Raw genomic sequence first — 20926 nt, 5'->3', positions numbered from 1 at the left:
GCGCGGGCCGACGGAGGGAGCACGGTGGTGCACGGACGACCGGAGTTCACCGGACGCATCGAGGTGCGCGGGCTGACGAAGCGGTTCGGCTCCCTCACCGCCGTCGACCACCTCGACTTCGACGTCGAGCCGGGGCGCGTGACCGGGTTCCTCGGGCCCAACGGCAGCGGCAAGACCACCACGCTGCGCATGCTGCTCGGCCTCGTGCGCGCCACGGCCGGCACGGCGACGATCGACGGCCACCGCTATGCCGAGATCGCCAACCCGCTCACCGTCGTCGGGTCGGCCCTCGAGGCGACGAACTTCCACCCCGGTCGGACGGGGCGCAACCACCTGCGGGTGCAGGCCGCCGTCGCCGGGGTCCCCGACTCGCGAGTCGACGAGCTGCTCGAGCTCGTGGGCATCCCGGCCGCCGCGCGCAAGCGTGCGGGCGGCTACTCGATGGGCATGCGCCAGCGGCTCGGCCTCGCCGGCGCCCTGCTCGGCGACCCGCGCGTCATCATCCTCGACGAGCCGGCCAACGGCCTGGACCCCGAGGGCATCCGGTGGCTGCGCGGCTTCCTGCGCCAGCTCGCCGACGAGGGCCGCACGCTGCTCATCTCGAGCCACATGCTCTCCGAGGTCGAGCAGACGGTCGACGACGTCGTCATCATCGCCAACGGCCAGCGGGTCGCCCAGGGCACCGTCGCCGAGCTGCGCGGCGAGCCCACGGCGTACGTCCGCACGTCCGACCCCGACCGCCTCTCGGAGGCGCTGCGCGGGCGCGGGCTCTCGGTCACGCCGAGCGGGCGCGGGCTGCGCGTGACGACCGAGGACCTCGCCGTCGTCGGCGACGTCGCCCACGCCAGCGACGTCGCGATCCACGAGCTGCGCAGCGAGCAGACCCACCTCGAGGAGCTCTTCTTCAACCTCACCGAGGACGAGGCGCACCGCAACCGCCTCCTCGGTCTCGACGCCCCCGCGGCGGGTGGGGTGCCCGGCGACCTGCCCCCGCCGAGCGGGCCCCCGATCGACCCCGCCCTGCTCGTCGAGCCCACTCCGCCGGCGCCCCCCGCCGACCACACCGACCACGAAGGAGACGCGCGATGACGGCGGCGGTGAGAGCCGAGCTCCGCAAGCTCTTCACCACCCGCCTCTGGTGGGGCATGGCCATCGCCGTGTTCCTCAGCGGTGCGGCGTTCGCCGTCCTCTTCGCGTTCGTGTTCACGAGCGACGCCCTGCGCGGGCCCCAGGCCGCGGCGGCTCCCACCACCGACGTCGCCATCTCCAAGGCCGTCTTCACGGGCGGCCTGCAGGTCGGCTACCTCCTGACACTGTCGATCGGCGTGCTCACGATCGGCTCGGAGTACCGCCACCAGACGATCACCGCGACCTTCCTGGCGATCCCCCGGCGCGGTCGCGTCATGGCCGCCAAGGTCATCTCACTGTTGGCGATCGGCGTGCTCTACGGGCTGCTCTCGCTCGCGGGCGCGGTCGGCGCGGGCACCCTCGTGCTGACCTCCAAGGGTGTCGCCCCCTTCGCCGACCCGGCCATCTGGCGCACCCTCGCGCTCTCCCTGCTCGTGCTCGGACTCTGGGCCCTCATCGGTCTCGGCGCCGGAATCCTCATCCCCAACCAGGTCGCCGCGCTGCTCATCTCCGTCGCCGTGGCGTGGATCGTCGAGCCGGTGCTGGGGCTCGTGCTCGCCCTGACCGACTGGGGCAAGAGCATCTCGCCCTACCTCCCGAGCCGCGCCACGAGCGCCATGCTCGAGCAGACGAGCGGCGGCTTCGACGGCCAGCCGGTCGACCAGCTCTCCTGGTGGGCGGGCGCGCTCGTGCTCATGGCGTATGCCGCCGTGATGGCCGGGCTGGGGACGTGGCGCACGCTGCGCGCCGACATCAGCTGACGGCTGACCCCCTGGTCCGCGGCCCCTTCGGCGGCCTGTCGGCGAACGCCCCCGGACGGGACCCGTGGCGCCTGCCGCGCGGACGTGACGAACGCCTCGCTGCCCGACGGGCTCGACATCCGAGCCCCCGTCCGGTATCGGACCATACGGGTCTAGGCTTGACCCCTGTATAGGCAACGACGCACCCGAGCCAAACGAAAGAGGCGCATTCGCCGTGTCCGATCAGTCCACGTCCGGTGACCCGATTGCAGCATTCGGGCCGAACGAATGGCTCGTCGACGAGCTCTACCAGCAGTTCCTGACCGACAAGTCGTCGGTCGACAAGGCCTGGTGGGGGTTCTTCGAGGACTACCGGCCGGGTGAGGCCGACGCGAGCGCGGCCCCGGGCCGCACGGCGACCGCGACGAAGACGCAGACCCAGAAGACCGGTACGCCTGCGGCCAACGGGTCGGCCAACGGTGCCCCGGCGAAGAGCCCCGCGCCCGCTCCCGCTCCGGCGGCGAAGAGCACGCCGGCGGCAGCGCCGGCCCCCGCCGCAAAGGCCCCGGCCGCTCCGGCCGCTCCGGCCGCTCCGGCCGCTCCGGCGGCCAAGGCCGAGCCCAAGAGCGAGCCGAAGAGCGAGCCCAAGGCCGAGCCGACCGCCGAGGCCCCGAAGCCGCGTGACATCCCGGCCGTCAAGGGCACCGGCCCGGTCAACGACGACCGGGTGACCCCGCTGCGTGGCGCGTCCTCGCGCGTCGTGTCCAACATGGAGGTCTCGCTCACCGTCCCCACCGCGACGAGCGTGCGCGCCGTCCCGGCCAAGCTGCTCATCGACAACCGGGTCGTCGTCAACAACCACCTGGCCCGCTCGCGCGGCGGCAAGGTGAGCTTCACGCACCTCATCGGCTACGCCATGGTCAAGGCCCTGGCGCTGATGCCCGAGATGAACAACGGCTTCACGGAGAAGGACGGCAAGCCCGCCCTCGTCGTGCCGGCCCACGTCAACTTCGGCCTCGCCATCGACCTGCAGAAGGACGACGGCAGCCGCACGCTCGTCGTGCCGTCGATCAAGTCGGCCGAGGAGATGGACTTCGTCCACTTCTGGACCGCCTACGAGGACATCGTCCGCAAGGCCCGCGGCAACAAGCTGACGGTCGAGGACTTCCAGGGCACGACGATCTCGCTGACCAACCCCGGCGGCATCGGCACCGTGCACTCGGTCCCGCGTCTCATGAAGGGCCAGGGCGCCATCATCGGCGTCGGCGCCCTCGACTACCCCGCCGAGTGGCAGGGCGCGAGCAACGAGACGCTCAACAAGAACGCCGTGAGCAAGATCCTCACGCTCACCTCGACCTACGACCACCGGATCATCCAGGGCGCCCAGAGCGGTGACTTCCTGCGGATCATCCACCAGCTGCTCCTCGGCGACAACCGCTTCTACGACGAGATCTTCGAGTCGCTGCGCATCCCCTACGAGCCGATCCGCTGGATCCAGGACGTCGACTCCTCGCACGACGACGACATCAACAAGGTCGCCCGCGTGCAGGAGCTCATCCACGCGTACCGCGTGCGCGGCCACCTCATGGCCGACACCGACCCGCTCGAGTACAAGCAGCGCCGGCACCACGACCTCGACGTCACGACGCACGGCCTGAGCCTCTGGGACCTCGACCGCACCTTCGCGACCGGAGGGTTCGGCGGCTACCCGTTCCTCAAGCTGCGCAAGATCCTCGGCATCCTGCGCGACTCGTACTGCCGCACGGTTGGCATCGAGTACATGCACATCCAGGACCCCGACCAGCGCAAGTGGATCCAGAACAAGGTCGAGCGGCCCTATGAGAAGGCCAACCGCGACGAGCAGATGCGGATCATGCGCCGCCTCAACGCCGCCGAGGCCTTCGAGACCTTCCTCCAGACGAAGTTCGTCGGGCAGAAGCGCTTCTCGCTCGAGGGCGGCGAGTCCGTCATCGCCCTCCTCGACCGGATCCTGTGCCGCGCCGCGAGCGAGAACCTCGACGAGGTCTGCATCGGCATGCCGCACCGTGGCCGCCTCAACGTGCTCGCCAACATCGCCGGCAAGTCCTACGGCCAGATCTTCCGCGAGTTCGAGGGCACCCAGGATCCCAAGTCGGTCCAGGGGTCGGGAGACGTGAAGTACCACCTCGGCACCGAGGGTGAGTTCGTCTCCGAGGACGGCAGCAAGACCAAGGTCTACCTCGCCGCCAACCCCTCGCACCTCGAGGCCGTCAACCCGGTGCTCGAGGGCATCGTCCGAGCCAAGCAGGACCGGCTCAACCTCGCGGGCGAGTCGTTCACCGTCCTGCCCGTGCTGATGCACGGTGACGCGGCCTTCGCCGGCCAGGGCGTCGTCGCCGAGACGCTCAACCTCTCGCAGCTGCGCGGCTACCGCACCGGCGGCACGATCCACGTCGTCATCAACAACCAGGTCGGCTTCACGACCTCGCCGAGCAGCTCGCGCTCGTCGGTCTACTCGACCGACGTCGCGCGGATGATCCAGGCACCGATCTTCCACGTGAACGGCGACGACCCGGAGGCCTGCGTACGCGTGGCCGAGCTGGCCTACGAGTTCCGCCAGGAGTTCAACAAGGACGTCGTCATCGACATGGTGTGCTACCGCCGACGCGGTCACAACGAGGGCGACGACCCGTCGATGACGCAGCCGCTCATGTACAACCTCATCGAGGCCAAGCGCTCGGTCCGCAAGCTCTACACCGAGTCGCTGATCGGCCGTGGCGACATCAGCGTCGAGGACGCCGAGGCCGCGCTGCGCGACTACCAGCAGCAGCTCGAGCGGGTCTTCGTCGAGACCCGTGAGGCCAAGAAGGCGCAGGCCGGTGCCCCGGCCGTCCCCCGCGACCGCGACTCCGACGCCCCCGACAACGCCGGTCTCGAGCGGCCGACCGCGCAGGTGCAGGACGACGAGGCCCCGGTGCGTTCGGCCACCGAGACGGGCGTCCCGGCCAGCGAGATCGTCCACATCGGCGAGACGTTCGCGAGCCCGCCCGACGGCTTCACGATCCACCCGAAGCTCAAGCAGCTCATGGACAAGCGCGCCCAGATGGTGCACGAGGGCGGCATCGACTGGCCGATGGCCGAGCTGCTCGCCTTCGGCACGCTCCTCAAGGAGGGCACCCCGATCCGGCTCGCCGGGCAGGACAGCCGCCGCGGCACGTTCGTGCAGCGCCACGCGGTGCTCATCGACAAGGACAACGCGGAGGAGTGGACGCCGCTCCTCTACCTCGGCGAGGGCCAGGCCCGCTTCTGGGTCTACGACTCGCTCCTGTCTGAGTACGCCGCGATGGGCTTCGAGTACGGCTACTCCGTCGAGCGCCCCGACGCGCTCGTGCTCTGGGAGGCGCAGTTCGGCGACTTCGGCAACGGCGCGCAGACGATCGTCGACGAGTTCATCTCCAGCTCCGAGCAGAAGTGGGGCCAGCGCAGCTCCGTCGTGCTGCTCCTGCCCCACGGCTACGAGGGCCAGGGGCCGGACCACAGCTCGGCGCGCATCGAGCGCTACCTGCAGCTGTGCGCCGAGAACAACATGACGGTCGCCTACCCGTCGACGGCCGCGAGCTACTTCCACCTGCTGCGCCGTCAGGCGTACGCCCGTCCGCGCACGCCGCTCGTCGTCTTCACGCCGAAGTCGATGCTGCGCAGCAAGGCGGCGGCCAGCCCGGTCGAGGCGTTCACGCAGGGCGGTTTCCAGCCGGTCCTGGCCGACCACGAGGGCGTGACCCAGGACGTGACGCGCGTGCTCTTCGCGAGCGGCAAGATCGTCCACGAGCTCGACGCCGAGCGCGAGAAGCGTGGCGACACCTCGACGGCTGTCATCCGCGTCGAGCAGCTCTACCCGATCCCCGAGAAGGAGATGACCGACGCCGCGGCGAGGTACCCCGGTGCCGAGCTCATGTGGGTCCAGGACGAGCCGCGCAACCAGGGCGCGTGGCCGCTCATGGCGCAGTGGCTCCACGAGGACCTCTGCGACCTGGGCGAGACCCGCCCCTGGCGCGTCGTGGCCCGCAAGGCCGCGGCCTCCCCGGCCACCGGCTCCTCGAAGAAGCACGCGGCCGAGCAGGCCGAGCTCATGGAGCGCGCGTTCGGTCGCTGAGCCGGCGTCCGCCCGCCCGGGCGACCGAGCACCCGAGGGACCCCGCCACGACGGCGGGGTCCCTCGCTGCGTCCCGGGCGTGACGGCATACGCGGGCGTGTCTTCACAGCACGCGGGCGATGTGCCCGGTCCTCGGCCCGCCTCCGCCGACCCCACCCCGGCACGCGATAACCTCCCATCGTGTACTTCACCGACAGGGGCATCGAGGAGCTGGCGGCGCGTCGCGGCGAGGACGAGGTCACCATCGAGTGGCTCGCCGAGCAGCTGCGCACCTTCGTCGACCTCAACCCCGAGTTCGAGGTGCCGGTCGAGCGACTCGCGACGTGGCTCGCCCGACTGGACGACGACGAGGACTGAGCACGTGAGCGACCGCAGCGACAGGGCCGAGACGCACGCCGACGCACCGAGGGAGCCCTACGGCGTGGGCCCCGCCTACCCCTCGTCCCACACCCAGTTCACCAACGACGCCCCGGGGCGGTATGCCGCCGCGTCCGCTCCCGAGCCCACCGCACCCACCGCGCCTGCCGCCCCCGCGGAGTCCGCTGTCGACGCCGCACCGGCCGAGGACCCGTACTACGCGCCGAGCGCCGAGTTCACGGTCGCCGACGGGATCCGCGACGTCGGGATGGTCTTCGTCGGCGCCTCGATGACCGCCGGCTACGGCGACCCCAAGGGTCTGGGCTGGGTCGGGCGCGTCGTCGCCCGCACGCAGCACCCCGACCTCGACCTCACCGCGTACAACCTCGGTGTCCGGGGCAACACGTCGGGCGACGTCGTGGCCCGCTGGGGCGCCGAGTGCCACCCCCGCTGGAAGGGCCGCGCCGAGCGCCGGCTCGTGCTCAACGTGGGCATCAACGACGTCGTGTCGGGCATGACGATGGCCCGTTCGCGGCTCAACCTCGCCAACGTCCTCGACGAGGCGACCAACGCCGGGATCGGCGTCTTCGTCGTCGGCCTGACGCCAACCCTCGACGACGAGATGAACCGCAAGATCGAGGCGCTGGCCGAGGCCCAGGCCGACGTGTGCTCGCGCCGCGGCATCACCTACGTCGACTGCTACCGGCCCCTCGCCACGCACGACCAGTGGATGGCCGACCTCGCGGCGAGCCCCGACCGGGCGCATCCCGGCCAGGCGGGCTACGGCCTCATCGCGTGGCTCGTGCTCCACAACGGCTGGAACGACTGGCTCTCGCTCAGCTGACGACGTCCGTGTCGCGCTCGTCGTCCGTGTCGGCGTCGGCGCGGCGCCGCGGCGCCGCCACCGCGGCCACGATGCTCGCGACCGCGACGAGCCCCACGGCCAGGGCCACCGGTGTGCGGTCCGACTCGTGGAGCGACCACGCGACGGGCAGCAGGAGCGCGTTCCAGAGCACCGTGGGCGTGCGCGGCCAGTCCGCGGCGCGTGCCCAGCCCCGGGCGAGCGCGAGCAGACCCAGTCCGAAGACCAGGATGAGGGCTCCTGAGGTCGCCGCCCTCGTGACGTCGTCTGTGGCGCCCGTCACCATCTCGTAGACGTAGAAGGCGGCGAAGCCGAGGACCGCGAGGGCCTCGAGGAGCGTGAGCAGCCCTGCAGCACGGTGCGATCCGCGCACCTCGCGGCTCGGGGAGGTCGATGAGGTCACCCCGCCAGCCTAGCGATCCGTCCGCTGCGGGCCGTCCGTGCGGGTGGTGGGGGCGCCTGACGGCCCCGAGGTCTGGAACTGGGAGCCGTCTGCCGATAGACTCAATCCTTGGTGTGATCGGCGCCCAAGGCGTTGAACATGACATGGTTGCTGGTCACACTGGTTCATGGCCCTCAACGCGTACGGAACAACTTCGTGCGCGTTTCCGTTGGTCAGGGGGTCATCACCCCGTGCACGACGACACCATGACTTGGCTCCGACAACGACGCTGGCGCCCCGAGCACAAGCACCGCGACCGACACCCGGCGTCGGTGCGAACCGACATACATGAAGGAGCACGATCCACATGGATTGGCGCGACCGCGCTGCCTGCCTGGAGGCCGATCCGGAGCTGTTCTTCCCCATCGGGAACACCGGCCCGGCCATCCTGCAGATCGAGGAGGCGAAGGCTGTGTGCCGGACCTGTCCGGTCATGGACACCTGCCTCAAGTGGGCCCTCGAGACCGGCCAGGATGCCGGCGTGTGGGGCGGCCTCTCCGAGGACGAGCGCCGAGCCCTGAAGCGCCGCAACGCGCGGGCCCGCCGCGCAGGCTGAGCCCCCGCACGACCACCGTCGTCGAGCCCGGTGACCGTCAGGTCGCCGGGCTTTTGGCTGCCTGCGTATGCCGTCGCGTGGCGACCGGTCCTGGCGTCCCCGGCGGCGCGGGGCTCAGGAGATCGGGCGGAGGCTCGCGGTGAACCGGGCCCGCGTGCCGTGCGGCACGACGGCCTCCCACGAGATGCGGCCCTGGAGGTCGCTGACGAGCGACTGGACGATCTGGGTCCCGAGGCCCGACCCCGGACGCCGCGCGGGGTCGATGCCCTTGCCATCGTCCTCGACCGCGACCGCGACCATCTGCTGGCCCCGCTCGTCGGTCTGCCGGTCGATGAAGATGCGCACCTCTCCCCCGGCGTCGCCGAGGCCGTGCTCGATGGCGTTCTGGACGAGCTCGCTCATGATCATGGCCAGTGACGTCGCGTCCTCGGCGCGCAGGCGCCCGAACGACCCCTGGGTGACGGTGTGGACGGGCGCGCCGTTCGCCGACACCTCGACGACGGCGTTGAGCCCGCGCTGGGCGATGGTGTCGAACTCGACGGTCTCGTCGAAGCCCTGGCTCAGCTGGTCGTGGACCATGGCGATGGTCCCGACCCGGCGCTCGGCCTCGGCGAGCGCCACCTTGGCCTCGCCGTCGGGCAGCCGGCGCGACTGGAGTCGGAGCAGGGCGGCCACGGACTGGAGGTTGTTCTTCACGCGGTGGTGGATCTCGCGGATCGTCGCGTCCTTCGTCATGAGCTCGCGCTCCCGCCGGCGCAGCTCGCCGACGTCGCGCATCAGCACGATCGCCCCGAAGCGCTGCCCCGCCTCGGTGAGCGGGATCGCGCGCATCGAGACGGTCGTGCCGCCCGCGACGACCTCGGTGCGCCACGGCTGGCGGCCGGTGACGACGAGCGGCAGCCCCTCGTCGACGGGGTAGGACTCGCGGACGTTGTCGGTGACGATCTGGGCAAGGCTCGCCCCGACCACCTCGCCAAGGTGCCCGAGCCGGTGGAGGGCGGAGACGGCATTCGGGCTGGCGTAGGTGACGATGCCGTCGACGTCCAGCCGGATGACGCCGTCACCGACGCGGGGCGCGCCGCGGCGCAGGCCGGTCGGGGCGCCGCTGTGCGGGAACTCTCCCCCGGTGACCATGCGGCACAGGGCGTCGGCGGTGGCGAGGTAGGTCAGCTCGAGGCGGCTCGGTGTGCGGGTGGTCCAGAGGTTCGTGTGGCGCGTCAGGACGGCGACGACGTGACCGCCGCGGACGACGGGGATGTACTCCTCGCGCACCGACTGGTCGGCTCCGTGCTCGTGGGGGACGACGACCTGCCGCACCCGCAGGATGCGCTGCTCGGCAGCCGCCTCGTCGAGCAGGTCACGGGTGCGGCCGGGATCGGCGACGCGGCCGACCTGGTCCTCGACGAAGACGAGCTGGCCGGTCGTCGGGCGCACGTGGGCGACGGCCTCCCAGCGGTCGCTGATGGACCGGACCCAGAGCACGAGGTCGGCGAAGGAGAGGTCGGCGACGAGCTGCCAGTCACCGACGAGCAGGTGCAGCCACTCGACGTCGTGGTCGGGCAGGTTCGTCCGCCCGCGCAGGAGCTCGCTCAGGGTTGCCACGTCCCGAGCCTAGTGAGCCGCGCCGGCCCCGCGTCGCGCGGGCGTCGGGGTCGGGAGCGAGGCATGGCGGCGCTCGCGGCGTGGAGCGTCGGCGGGAGTATGCCGTGACGCTCGCTCCCAGCGTCCGCTCCCGCCTCCGATGCCGCTCCCACCACCACGCCTCGTGCCCTGACCCCACCTGCTCGGGCCCCGCTCGCGCGGGTCGAGGTGATGCGTCGCGACCCGGCGCGACGGCACACCTCGACCCGCGGGTCCGGGCGTCAGCTCAGCTGCGGGAGCCGGCGGTGGCGCGAGGTGCCACCTTCTTCGCCGGCGCCTTCGTCGTCGCGGTCTTCTCCGCCGGCTTGGTCGCCGCCTTCTTCGTCGTCGCCTTCGCGGCCGACTTCTTCGTCGTCGCCTTCGCGGCCGACTTCTTCGTCGTCGCCTTCGCGGCGGCCTTCTTCGTCGCCGGCTTCGTCGTCGGCGTCGGCTGCTCCGAAGACGAGGACGAGGTCGGCGCTGGAGCCGGCGCACCCGAGGAGGCCGGCTTCGTCACGGTGCGCAGGGTGCGCAGCGCGACCGAGAGCGCGGCGATGCCGGCGTGGCTCATCCGCTCGATGCCGCCGAGCGCGGCGCGGGCCCGGCCGAGCGCGTCGGCGTTGAGCTCGGACCACTCGGTGAGGCGGGCTCCGGCGTCGTGACGCGGGTTGCTCACCTCGAGCACCGACCGGGTCAGGCTCTCGAGGACGGCGTAGAGGTCGTCGCGCAGCGCACCGCGTGCCATGGCGTCCCAGCGGTCGTCACGCGGCAGCATCGTGACCCGCGTCAGCATCGCGTCGATCGAGAAGGTCTCGGACGTCAGGAAGTAGACCCCGACGACCTCGTCGAGCTTCTCGCCGGTGTCCTCGGCGATCTCGATGCAGTCGAGCAGCGAGTAGAGGTCGAGCAGCGACGCCGCGGCGAGCGCGAGCTCCTCCGGCACACCCTTGCCCTCGAGCTCGCTGGCCCGGCGCTGCAGGCGCCTGCGCTCGCTGCCCTGGAGCAGCTCGGCGATGCGACCGGAGAAGGACTCGATGCCGGGGCGGAAACGTGCCACCTCAGCGGCGATGTCGAGCGTCGCGGGACGGGACGTGAGGAACCAGCGGACCGAGCGGTCGATGAGGCGACGGAACTCGAGGTAGAGCGCCGTCTGCGCCCCGGTGCTCACGACGTTGTCGGTGGCCTCGACGCCGCGGACGAACCCGGCGAGGTCGAACACCTCACGACAGACGACGTAGGCACGCGCGACCTGCTCGGGGGTGGCGCCCGTCTCCTCTCCCGCCCGGTAGGCGAAGGTGATGCCGCCGCGGTTGACCATCGAGTTCGCCACCGCGTTGGTGATGATCTCGCGGCGCAGCGGGTGCGCGCCGATCTCCTCGGCGTACTTGCCGCGCAACGGCTTCGGGAAGTAATCGGCCAGCGTCGACTCGAACCACGGGTCGTCGGGCAGGGCCGTCGTGATCAGCTGGTTCTTGAGGTAGAGCTTCGCGTAGGCGACGAGCACCGAGAACTCCGGCGACGCCAGGCCGAGCCCGTCCTTCTGGCGGCGCGCGATCTCGGCGTCGCTCGGGAGGAACTCGAGCGAGCGGTCGAGGTCGCCGTTGGCCTCGAGGAACTGGATGAGGCGCTCGTGCACGCCGAGCATCGCGTGCTGCTGTGCGCGGGCGTTGCCGAGCAGGACGTTCTGCTCGTAGTTGTCGCGGAGCACCTGCTCGGCGACCTCGTCGGTCATCGAGGCGAGGAGCGTGTTGCGGCGCTTCGTCGTCAGCTCGCCCGAGCGGGTCAGCTCGGTGAGCAGGATCTTGATGTTGACCTCGTGGTCGGAGGTGTCGACGCCGGCGCTGTTGTCGATCGCGTCGGTGTTGACCCGGACCCCCGCGAGCGCCGCCTCGATGCGGCCGAGCTGGCTCGCCCCGAGGTTGCCGCCCTCGCCGACGACCTTGCAGCGCAGGTCGCTGCCGTTGACGCGGATCGCGTCGTTGGCGCGGTCGCCGATCTCGGAGTTGGTCTCGGCGGCGGCCTTGACGTAGGTGCCGATGCCGCCGTTCCAGAGCAGGTCGACGGGCGCGAGCAGGATGGCCTTCATGAGGTCGGCCGGCGTCATCGACTTCGTGCCGGAGCGCAGCCCCAGCGCGGTGACCATCTCGGGGCTCACCGGCACCGACTTGGCCGAGCGCGGGAAGATGCCGCCGCCCTTGCTGATGAGCTTCTCGTCGTAGTCGGCCCACGACGAACCGGGCAGGTCGAACATCCGCCGGCGCTCGGCGTACGAGCGGGCGGCGTCGGGGTCCGGGTCGACGAAGATGTGCCGGTGGTCGAAGGCCGCGAGGAGGCGGATGTGCTCCGAGAGGAGCATGCCGTTGCCGAAGACGTCACCGCTCATGTCGCCGACGCCGACGACCGTGAACTCCTGGGTCTGGGTGTCGACACCGAGCTCGCGGAAGTGGCGCTTGACCGACTCCCACGCGCCGCGGGCCGTGATGCCCATGCCCTTGTGGTCGTAGCCGGCCGAGCCGCCGGACGCGAACGCGTCGTCGAGCCAGAAGCCGTAGTCCGCCGAGAGGCCGTTGGCGATGTCGGAGAACTTCGCCGTGCCCTTGTCGGCCGCGACGACGAGGTAGGTGTCGTCCTCGTCGTGGCGCACGACCCGGTGCGGCGGCACCGCGGCACCCGAGACGAGGTTGTCGGTGAGGTCGAGCAGCCCGGAGATGAAGAGCTTGTAGGACGCGATGCCCTCGTCCATCCAGGCCGCCCGGTCGACGGCCGGGTCGGGCAGCTGCTTGGCGTAGAAGCCGCCCTTGCTGCCGGTCGGCACGATGACGGCGTTCTTGACCATCTGCGCCTTGACGAGACCGAGGACCTCGGTGCGGAAGTCCTCGCGCCGGTCGGACCAGCGCAGGCCGCCGCGGGCCACCTTGCCGAAGCGCAGGTGCACGCCCTCGACCCGGGGGCTGTAGACCCAGATCTCGAACATCGGCCGCGGCGCCGGCAGGTCGGGGACCTTCTTGGGGTTGAGCTTGAGCGAGACGTACGACTTGGCGCGGCCGTTCTCGTCGGGCTGGTAGAAGTTCGTGCGCAGGCTCGCCTGGATGACGCCCAGCAGGGCTCGCACGATGCGGTCGTGGTCGAGGCTCGCGACGTCGTCGAGGGCTTCCTTGATGGCCGTCACGACGCGCTTCTGACGGGCGGCTCGCTTGTCGTGACCCGCCTCGGTGTCGGGGCAGGCGTCCGGGTCGAAGCGCGCCTCGAAGAGCTCGACGAGACTGCGGGCGATGCCGGTGTTGGCGACGAGCGCCGACTCGACGTAGTCCTGCGAGAAGGTCGAGCCGGTCTGGCGGAGGTACTTGGCGACGGTGCGCAGGATGACGACCTGCCGCCACGTCAGCCCGGCCGCGAGCACGAGCGCGTTGAAGCCGTCGGACTCGGCCCGACCGTCCCACACGGCCCGGAACGCCTCCTCGAAGCGCTCGCGGACGTCGCCGGCGAGGGTCGCGTCCCCGGACCCCCACGTGCGGGCGTCGGCACACAGCCCGAAATCGAAGATGTGCAGCGTGCGGCGGTCGGGACCGGGCACCTCGTAGGGGCGCTCGTCGGTCACCTCGACGCCGAGGTGGGTGAAGAGCGGCAGCACCTGCGTCAGCGAGAGGTCCGCACGGCGGTAGAGCTTGAAGCGGCGCTCGCGCGGGTCGTCGGACGCCGGGTCGTCGTAGAGGTGCAGCCCGGTCGTGCGGTCGCCGTCACCGAGCGCGTCGATGCGGTCGAGGTCCTCGACCGCGGTCTCGACGTCGAAGTCCTCCTTGTACGCCTCGGGCAGGGCCTTGGCGTACGCCGCCATGGTCCGTGCCGCACCCTCGAGCCCACGTGCCTGGCCGAGCGCCTCCGAGAGGTCCTCGTCCCACGTGCGGGTCGCGTCGATGACGCGCTTCTCGAGGGCGACCTCGTCGATGTCCGGGATGTCGGTGCCGGTCGGCATCCGCACGACGAAGTGGAGGCGGGCGAGCGTGGACTCGCTGACCCGCGTCGTGTTGTCGATGTTCTCGCCGCCGAAGGCCTCGAGCAGGATCGCCTCGATGCGCAGGCGCACGGTCGTGTTGTAGCGGTCGCGGGGCAGGTAGACGAGGCAGGAGACGAAGCGGCCGAACTCGTCGCGGCGCAGGAAGAGCTTGGTCTTGCGGCGCTCCTGGAGGTGCAGCACGCTCGTCGCGATCTCGGCCAGCTGTGCCGGGCTCGTCTGGAAGAGCTCGTCGCGGGGGTAGGTCTCGAGGATCTGGAGGATGTCCTTGCCCGAGTGGCTGTCGGCGCTGAGGCCGGTCAGGCGCAGCACCTCCTGCGCGCGCACGTCGAGCAGCGGGATGTCGTGGATGGTGTCGTTGTAGGCGGCCGAGGCGTAGAGGCCCAGGAAGCGCTGCTCGCCGACGCACTCGCCGCGGGCGTCGAAGCGCTTGATCGAGATGTAGTCGAGGTAGACGTCCCGGTGGACCGTCGCGCGCGAGTTGGCCTTGGTGATGATGAGGATGGTGGAGTCACGAGCGGCCCGGCTGGCAGCCGGCGTGAGCACGAGTCCCTTTCCGGCAGAAGGCCGGTCGTAGCGCAGCAGTCCGAGCCCGGTGCCCGGGACCTGGCGCGACACGTCCTTGCCGTCCTCGTGCGCGAGGGAGTACTCGCGGTAGCCGAGGAAGGTGAAGTTGTTGTGCGCGAGCCACTCGAGGAAGCGGCTGGCCTCGCGCGCCTGGTGGGGGTCGGTGCCGGGCGGCGTCGCCGAGCGCAGCTCGCTCGCGATGGTGAGAGCGTGGGCGCGCATCTTGGGCCAGTCCTCGACGGAGTCGCGGACGTTCTCGAGGACGTGGCGCAGGCGGGCCTCGACGTCGGGCAGGGCGTCGGCTGGCAGCCGGTCGATCTCGAGGTGCATCCACGACTCGCGGACGAGCCCGACGGAGCTCGACTGCACGGTGGTCGAGCCGTCGGTGATGACCGACATGAGCTCGCCCGTGATGGTGCGGGACACGGTCATCTGCGGGTGCACGATGAGGTGCACGCCGCGGTCGAAGCCGCCGAGCGCGGCGACGACGGAGTCGACGAGGAAGGGCATGTCGTCCACGACGATCTGGACGACCGTGTGTCCCGTCGACCAGCCCTCGTCGTCGGCGGTCGGGTTGAACACGCGCACGTTGAAGGTGCCGACCTGGCGCTCCTGGGCGAAGGCTCGGTGCTCGGTGGCGATCGTCGCGAGCTCGCGCGCCGGGCGGGCCAGCAGGTCCTCGGTCGCGACGAGACGGTAGTAGGCGAGGAGGAACTCCTCGAGCTCACGGGACGCCGTCCCGCCGGATCGGCCTCGACCCCGTCGAGGGGGAGGCGCCACTGCCGCGGCAGCGGCCTTCATGACGTCGATTCGAGACTGTTCGAGTGACGCTGACATGCGGTAGTCGGATCCTCACCGTGTGGCCTGTGCGGCGACACGTCGTTGTGCCGCGCATCTCACCATGTGAGCCTATCCCCGTCCGCGCCCGCTCCCGAACCACCCCCGCCGGGCACCGCGCGGCTGGGACTCGAGCGACGGACGGGACACCCGGTGGAGAACTCCCGGCGCCCGAGCGGGCAGTCCCTAGAGTGGTCCCATGACCGAGGGGAGCCGGGTGCCGGGCGCTGCGGACCCCGCGACGCTCCGGGCCCTCGCGACCGGGAGGTCGACGACGCGGACCCTCTCCGACGACCTGCTGACGCACCTGCCCGACCTCGGCGACCTGCCCACGCAGCGCGCCCTGGACACCTGGGTCGAGCAGGCGGCCGACACGCTCCGAGCCCTCTCGGAAGCCCTCGAGGAGCGGCTGCTCGACCTCGGCGCCGCACCCGACCGACCCCGCGAGGGCGCCGACGACGGCGGATCGGACGCACCGGGACCCGCGACGCGGTCGGGTGACTCCCGATGAGCCTGTCCCCAGGCGACCCCGGCTCGACGTCGGCCCTCGGCGGCGCCCTGCGCACGCAGGCCGGTCGGCTCGCCGACCTCGTCGTCGACCTCGACGCGGCCGCCCGACGGGCCGGGCGCACCGGCTCCCCCGACCCCACGGGCCACGAGCGCGACCTCGTGACCCGCGCCGCCACCGAGCTCGACCGCGTCGGCGGCCTGCTCCAGTCGTGGACCACCACCGCCGTCGAGTCGGCGGCCCGCGTCCGCGCCCTCGAGCCGGCCCTGACGCGCTGCGACCTCGTCGTCGACGGCCGGCTCGTCGTCGAGCGCGCGGGCCCCAGCCGGGTCGAGCCCGGCGAACGCCTCGCCGAGCGCGATCGCCTCCAGGAGCTGCTCAACCGCGTGACGGCGGTGCGCTCGCGCGAGCTGGCCCGCCTGCGGCGCGAGCTCGAGACGTCAGGCACGACGCTGGCCGCGCTCTCCGACCGCGCCCGCTCCGGCCTCTGAGCCGCCACCCCCGGACGTGGCGACGTGACCCGTCGGACGGCGTACGTCCTCGGGGTGCGGCGGGCCGTGCAATAGCGTGTCGGCCATGAAGATCTCCGAGACGATCACGTATGCCGCCCCGCCCGAGACCGTCTACGCCATGGTCTCCGACGTGGCCTTCCAGGAGCGCAAGTGCGTCGAGGCCGGCGCGCACCGGCACGAGGCCGCCGTCAGCCCCGCCGGGGACGGAACGCGCGTCGTGACGAAGCGCGACCTCCCGGCCGACGACCTCCCCGACTTCGCGAAGTCCATCGTGGGCTCGACCCTCTCGGTGACCGAGACCTACGAGTGGGGTGGAGCCGGCGGCGACGGCTCGCGTTCGGGCACGCTGACGGTCGAGGTGGCGGGCGCGCCGGTCGCCATGCGGTCGACGATCCGCCTCGCCCCCTCGGGGAGCGGCACGCAGATCACCATCGACGGCGACCTCAAGGCGTCGATCCCGCTGTTCGGCGGCAAGGTCGAGAAGGCCGCAGCCCCCGCGGTCATCGACGCCATCCGCAGCGAGCAGCGCACCGGCAACGCCTGGCTGTCCGGGCGCGCCTGACCCGCTGCCCGCCACGACCGTGGCGTCGACACGCGGCTGGGCCCGCCTCCTGACGGAGACGGGCCCAGCGGCATACGCGCCTCGGGAGGGTCAGCCCATGTGCGGGTAGGTGTGGTTCGTCGGCGGGACGAACGTCTCCTTGATGGAGCGGACGCTCGTCCAGCGCAGCAGGTTCTGTGCCGCGCCCGCCTTGTCGTTGGTGCCGGACGCGCGGCCGCCACCGAACGGCTGCTGGCCGACGACGGCACCGGTCGGCTTGTCGTTGACGTAGAAGTTGCCGGCGGCGAAGCGCAGACGCTTCGTGGCGTCGGCGATGACGCGACGGTCCTGGGCGATGATCGAGCCGGTGAGGCCGAAGGGCGCGAAGCGCTCCATCTGGTCGAGCACCGCGTCGTACTGGGCGTCGGGGAAGACGTGCACCGACAGGATCGGGCCGAAGTACTCGGTGCGGAAGGACTCGTCGGCGGCGTCCTTGATCTCGAGCACCGTCGGGCGCACGAAGTAGCCGACCGAGTCGTCGTAGGTGCCGCCGGCCACGACGTCGATGCCCGTGGTCGCGTGAGCCCGGTCGATGGCGTCCTTGTGCTTGGCGAACGCACGGTCGTCGATGACGGCACCCATGAAGTTGGACAGGTCGGTGACGTCGCCCTGCGTCAGGCCGTTGGTGATGTCGACGAGGTCGCCCTTGATCTGCTTCCAGACCGACGCCGGCACGTAGGCACGCGAGGCGGCCGAGCACTTCTGGCCCTGGAACTCGAAGGCGCCACGGATCATCGCCGTGCGCAGGACGGCCGGGTCGGCGCTGGGGTGGGCGAGGATGAAGTCCTTGCCGCCGGTCTCGCCGACGAGGCGCGGGTAGGTGCGGTAGCGGTCGAGGTTGGTGCCGACTTCGTGCCACAGGTGCTTGAACGTCGGCGTCGAGCCGGTGAAGTGGATGCCGGCGAGGTCCTCGTCGCGCAGCGCGGCCTTGCTGACGTTGATGCCGTCGCCGGTCACCAGGTTGATGACGCCCGGCGGCATGCCGGCCTCCTCGAGCAGCTCCATCGTGAGCTGCGCCGCGAGCTGCTGCGTCGGGCTCGGCTTCCAGACGACGGTGTTGCCCATGAGCGCCGGGGCGGTCGGCAGGTTGCCGGCGATCGCCGTGAAGTTGAACGGCGTGATCGCGTAGACGAAACCCTCGAGCGAGCGGTAGTCGGAGCGGTTCCAGATGCCCTTGGCGTTGAGCGGCGGCTGCTGCTCGAGGATCTGGCGGGCGAAGTGGACGTTGATGCGCCAGAAGTCGATGAGCTCGCACGCGGCGTCGATCTCGGCCTGGTAGGCCGTCTTGCTCTGGCCGAGCATCGTCGCGGCGTTGAGGCGGGCGCGCCACGGTCCGGAGAGCAGCTCGGCGGCCTTGAGCAGGATCGCGGCGCGGTCGTCGAAGGACAGCTCGCGCCACATCGGGGCGGCGGCCTTGGCGGCGTCGACGGCCGCCTGGCCCTCCTTGACCGTGGCGTTGCGCAGCGTGCCGAGGACCTTGCGGTGGGCGTGCGGCTGGCGCACGGCGACCTTGCGGCCGGTGCCGGTGACGCGCTCACCGTTGATCGTGTGGGGTAGCTCGGTCTGGGTCGACCCCAGCTCGGCGAGGGCGACCTCGAGCGCGGCTCGCTCGGGCGAGCCCGGTGCGTAGTCGAGCACCGGCTCGTTGGCCGGTGCGGGCACGTGGGTCACGGCGTCCATCAAGTTCTCCTGCGGTTGGCACGGGGCTTCGCCCGATGAAGGCGAGTGGGGTGGTCCGCCTCGTGGGCGGAGCCACCCCATCGTTCCATGCCTGCCGCAGTGCCCGTCAGTGCAGGACGGGGATGCCCCACGGGTAGCGGAAGGACTCACCGCGGCTGGCGGCCATCGCCGCCCGGATGTGGAACCACAACGCGGCCACGACGGCGACGATCCACACGATGACGGCCACCGGGATGAGGATCACCGTGAAGAGCATGACCCAGCCGACGATGATGGCGGCCCAGACGGCGAGGTTGAAGTTGAAGGAGTCGGCGGCGGCCTTGCGGACGAACGCGCTGCGGTCCTTGTAGATGGCCCAGATGAGCAAGGGGCCGACGAAGCTGAGCCAGCCGACGGAGATGACGGCGGCGACGATGGCGGCCAGGTGGCCGAGGACGGCCCACGTGCGCTCTTCGCTCGTCGGCGCCAGGGACTGGCCGGACGGGTGAGGGATCGGTTGTGTCATGACCCCATCGTGGCGCGACCCCGAGCCGTTCCGCTGCTGGGGAGCACCCTGATCCGACCCTGAGTCACCCTGACCCGCGGCGACGACCGTCGGGTGGGTCCGGGAGGGCCGCGCGCCCCGCGATCGCCGCGCGTGGGTGCTGGCGGGGTTCAGGCGTGGGCGCCCACGGTGTCCTCGGCGTCGAGGGAGCAGACCTCGCTGGCGGGGTCGGCGATGCCGATGGTCGACAGGAGGGTCAGCGTCAGCTCGTGGTGGCCGCGGGCACCGGGGTGGAACGTGTCGTCGAGCCACCCGGCGGGCGCCACGTCCTCACCGGCGTCGGACGCGGCGGACTCCCACGCGGCAGCGTGGTCGACGACGAGGACGCCGAGGTCGCGTGCGACCTCGCGCACCGCCTCCGCGTAGAGCGCGATGAGACGGGGCCCGCGTCCGCCGTCCTCGAGCACCGGCGGCGGCGTCTGGAGGACGACGGTGGCACCGACGTCGCGGGAGCGCTGGACGATCTGGTCGAGGCGGTAGCGGAACGCGCGCACCCCGTCCTCTCCGGCCAGGATGTCGTTGGTGCCGAACATCACGAAGACGACGTCGGGCGCGAAACGCCCTGCACGCCAGTGGAACTCGGGCAGGAGGTCCTCGGTGGTCGCCCCGGACACCCCGGAGTTGATCACCGCGTCACCACGACGCCCGAGCTCACCGCGTACGCGCTCGGCGAAGTGCTCGACGTAGCCGCGACGGCCGTGCGTGTGCACGACGCCCTGCGTGATGCTGTCGCCGAGGAAGACCCAGGTCACGGGCGGTCCCGAGAGGATCTCGCGGAGGCGGTCGGCATCGCGGCGGGCGTACTCGTCAGCGGTGAAGTCCATCCGCGCAAGGTAACAAGGGATGACGCGGCTGCGACTCCCCCGGACCAGCACGTGGGACGGTCAGGCCGCGCCGGCGCGGGTCTGGGTGCCCACGCCCGAGGCGCCGTCGGCGACCTCGTCGGCGAACGGCTGGGGCCGGTCGTCACCGTGCAGGCTGGGCTCCACCGGGAGCCGGTCGACGAAGCGTGCCACCGCTCCCCCGACGGCCGCGTCCGCGAGCACCCGGCGGTGCCCGAGCCCGGCGGTCGACAGCAGCTGCGCCCCGGGCCAGGACTGCACGAGGCGGGCGGACGGGGCGTGCGGCACCTCACGGTCGAGCAGGTCGTGGACGACGAGCAGCTCGGGCCGCTCGCGGCGCTCGAGCGCGGACGCGATCCTCACGAGGTCGAGCTCGTCGGGCGCGTAGCCGGTGCGGAGGTGGATGCGCTCGACGAGCCGGCGGGTGGTCCGCTCACCCAGGCCCAGCTCGCTCGTCAGCTGGACGAGCAGGTCGGGTATGCCGCTCGGCGGGGCGATGAGCACGAGCCGCTCCGCCGCGAGCCAGCCGTCACGGATCGCGAGCAGCGCGGACAGGGCGCCCATCGAGTGCGCGACGACGGCGCGCGCCGGCCCGAAGCGTGCGGCGACGGCGTCGAGGGAGCGACCGAGCTCGACGGCGTCGGAGGACCCTGCGCCGTGGACACCCGGGTCCGAGCGGCCGTGGCTGAGCCCGTCGAAGGCGACCACCTGCATCCCGCGGTCGAGCAGGGGCGCGACGAGCGGCGTCAGCTGCTCGAGGCTCCCGCCCCAGCCGTGCACGAGGTAGACGACCGGGCCATCGCCCCAGGTCCAGCCGCGGACGGCGCGACCCCGGAGCCCGACCTCGAAGGCTGATCCGAGCAGCTCCCGCACCGGGGTGGCCGTGGTGACGACCGCGGAGGGCGCGGGTCGCGGGGACCCGAGCCGGAACCAGAGACGCTCGGCGACGTGCGCTGCGACGCCCGGGGCCACGGGCTCGGCCACGC

At 71.7% G+C, this 20926-nt stretch carries 16 protein-coding genes; 9 read left to right on the top strand and 7 right to left on the bottom strand.

All coding sequences use genetic code 11. From position 1 onward, the window contains the following. Positions 1–27 precede the first annotated feature (27 nt). The 5 genes from ASG96_RS08770 to ASG96_RS08755 all read left to right on the top strand — a co-directional run bounded on the left by ASG96_RS08770 (position 28) and on the right by ASG96_RS08755 (position 7201). Entirely contained in the window at positions 28–1089 is a 1062-nt protein-coding gene (locus ASG96_RS08770) for an ABC transporter ATP-binding protein (RefSeq protein WP_235509118.1), read from the top strand. After that, the gene (locus ASG96_RS08765) at positions 1086–1889 is read left to right on the top strand and encodes an ABC transporter permease subunit (RefSeq protein WP_056753380.1); all 804 of its coding nucleotides are present in this window, start codon (positions 1086–1088) and stop codon (positions 1887–1889) included. The genes ASG96_RS08770 and ASG96_RS08765 overlap by 4 nt, the downstream gene beginning before the upstream one ends. 214 nt (positions 1890–2103) lie before the next feature. Beyond that, positions 2104–6000 (top strand): multifunctional oxoglutarate decarboxylase/oxoglutarate dehydrogenase thiamine pyrophosphate-binding subunit/dihydrolipoyllysine-residue succinyltransferase subunit, encoded by a 3897-nt coding sequence (locus ASG96_RS08760; protein ID WP_057587748.1) that lies wholly within the window; start codon positions 2104–2106, stop codon positions 5998–6000. A gap of 180 nt (positions 6001–6180) precedes the next feature. Continuing rightward, positions 6181–6357 (top strand): DUF6104 family protein, encoded by a 177-nt coding sequence (locus tag ASG96_RS23775; RefSeq protein WP_020142973.1) that lies wholly within the window; start codon positions 6181–6183, stop codon positions 6355–6357. A gap of 4 nt (positions 6358–6361) precedes the next feature. Next, positions 6362–7201, top strand: coding sequence for a GDSL-type esterase/lipase family protein (locus ASG96_RS08755; protein WP_057587747.1), 840 nt, complete (start codon positions 6362–6364; stop codon positions 7199–7201). Here the strand turns inward: ASG96_RS08755 and ASG96_RS08750 are convergent. Then, entirely contained in the window at positions 7194–7622 is a 429-nt protein-coding gene (locus ASG96_RS08750) for a hypothetical protein (RefSeq protein ID WP_235506417.1), read from the bottom strand. The two genes, ASG96_RS08755 and ASG96_RS08750, sit on opposite strands and share 8 nt — an antisense overlap. 346 nt (positions 7623–7968) lie before the next feature. On the opposite strand from ASG96_RS08750, the gene ASG96_RS08745 reads away from it, so the two are divergent. Next, positions 7969–8217, top strand: a complete 249-nt coding sequence (locus tag ASG96_RS08745) for a WhiB family transcriptional regulator (protein WP_020142976.1) — start codon at positions 7969–7971, stop codon at positions 8215–8217. Positions 8218–8331: 114 nt separating this feature from the next. Here the strand turns inward: ASG96_RS08745 and ASG96_RS08740 are convergent, their stop codons facing one another. After that, positions 8332–9819 (bottom strand): sensor histidine kinase, encoded by a 1488-nt coding sequence (locus ASG96_RS08740; protein WP_056753370.1) that lies wholly within the window; start codon positions 9817–9819, stop codon positions 8332–8334. Positions 9820–10084: 265 nt separating this feature from the next. Further along, positions 10085–15253, bottom strand: coding sequence for an NAD-glutamate dehydrogenase (locus ASG96_RS08735; RefSeq protein ID WP_235509117.1), 5169 nt, complete (start codon positions 15251–15253; stop codon positions 10085–10087). Between the two features lie 199 nt (positions 15254–15452). On the opposite strand from ASG96_RS08735, the gene ASG96_RS08730 reads away from it, so the two are divergent. The 3 genes from ASG96_RS08730 (at position 15453) to ASG96_RS08720 (ending at position 16835) form a co-directional block, all read left to right on the top strand. Further along, on the top strand, positions 15453–15764 hold the full coding sequence (locus ASG96_RS08730; protein ID WP_056753367.1) for a hypothetical protein: 312 nt from the start codon (positions 15453–15455) through the stop codon (positions 15762–15764). Beyond that, entirely contained in the window at positions 15761–16252 is a 492-nt protein-coding gene (locus ASG96_RS08725) for a hypothetical protein (protein ID WP_057587745.1), read from the top strand. Before ASG96_RS08730 ends, ASG96_RS08725 begins: the two co-directional genes overlap by 4 nt. Positions 16253–16337: 85 nt before the next feature. Further along, positions 16338–16835, top strand: a complete 498-nt coding sequence (locus ASG96_RS08720) for a DUF2505 domain-containing protein (protein WP_057587744.1) — start codon at positions 16338–16340, stop codon at positions 16833–16835. A gap of 90 nt (positions 16836–16925) precedes the next feature. On the opposite strand, the gene pruA is transcribed toward ASG96_RS08720, so the two are convergent. The 4 genes from pruA to ASG96_RS08700 all read right to left on the bottom strand — a co-directional run bounded on the left by pruA (position 16926) and on the right by ASG96_RS08700 (position 20924). Further along, complete coding sequence (gene pruA / locus ASG96_RS08715) at positions 16926–18554, bottom strand: L-glutamate gamma-semialdehyde dehydrogenase (RefSeq protein ID WP_056753359.1); 1629 nt, start codon at positions 18552–18554, stop codon at positions 16926–16928. Positions 18555–18660: 106 nt separating this feature from the next. Further along, positions 18661–19059: a DUF4870 domain-containing protein gene (locus ASG96_RS08710; protein ID WP_056753356.1), complete on the bottom strand. Its 399-nt coding sequence runs from the start codon at positions 19057–19059 to the stop codon at positions 18661–18663. 149 nt (positions 19060–19208) lie between these two features. Further along, a complete protein-coding gene (locus ASG96_RS08705; RefSeq protein WP_057587743.1) occupies positions 19209–19922 on the bottom strand; it encodes an SGNH/GDSL hydrolase family protein in 714 nt (237 codons plus the stop codon). A 60-nt stretch (positions 19923–19982) separates the two neighbouring features. Beyond that, the gene (locus ASG96_RS08700) at positions 19983–20924 is read right to left on the bottom strand and encodes an alpha/beta hydrolase (protein ID WP_057587742.1); all 942 of its coding nucleotides are present in this window, start codon (positions 20922–20924) and stop codon (positions 19983–19985) included. Positions 20925–20926: the final 2 nt, after the last annotated feature.

Origin of the sequence: Terrabacter sp. Soil810, assembly GCF_001429645.1 — a bacterium.
Lineage (GTDB): Bacteria > Actinomycetota > Actinomycetes > Actinomycetales > Dermatophilaceae > Terrabacter.
Note: the sequence above shows the minus strand (reverse complement) of the source record. Positions and strands in the feature narration are given on the sequence as shown.

Coding starts and splice junctions, on each gene's coding strand:
- ASG96_RS08745 (WP_020142976.1), top strand. CDS start 7,969: ATGGATTGGCGCGACCGCGCTGCCTGCCTGGAGGCCGATCCGGAGCTG.
- ASG96_RS08705 (WP_057587743.1), bottom strand. CDS start 19,922: ATGGACTTCACCGCTGACGAGTACGCCCGCCGCGATGCCGACCGCCTC.
- ASG96_RS08725 (WP_057587745.1), top strand. CDS start 15,761: ATGAGCCTGTCCCCAGGCGACCCCGGCTCGACGTCGGCCCTCGGCGGC.
- pruA (WP_056753359.1), bottom strand. CDS start 18,554: ATGGACGCCGTGACCCACGTGCCCGCACCGGCCAACGAGCCGGTGCTC.
- ASG96_RS08765 (WP_056753380.1), top strand. CDS start 1,086: ATGACGGCGGCGGTGAGAGCCGAGCTCCGCAAGCTCTTCACCACCCGC.
- ASG96_RS08710 (WP_056753356.1), bottom strand. CDS start 19,059: ATGACACAACCGATCCCTCACCCGTCCGGCCAGTCCCTGGCGCCGACG.
- ASG96_RS08735 (WP_235509117.1), bottom strand. CDS start 15,253: ATGTCAGCGTCACTCGAACAGTCTCGAATCGACGTCATGAAGGCCGCT.
- ASG96_RS08730 (WP_056753367.1), top strand. CDS start 15,453: ATGACCGAGGGGAGCCGGGTGCCGGGCGCTGCGGACCCCGCGACGCTC.
- ASG96_RS08720 (WP_057587744.1), top strand. CDS start 16,338: ATGAAGATCTCCGAGACGATCACGTATGCCGCCCCGCCCGAGACCGTC.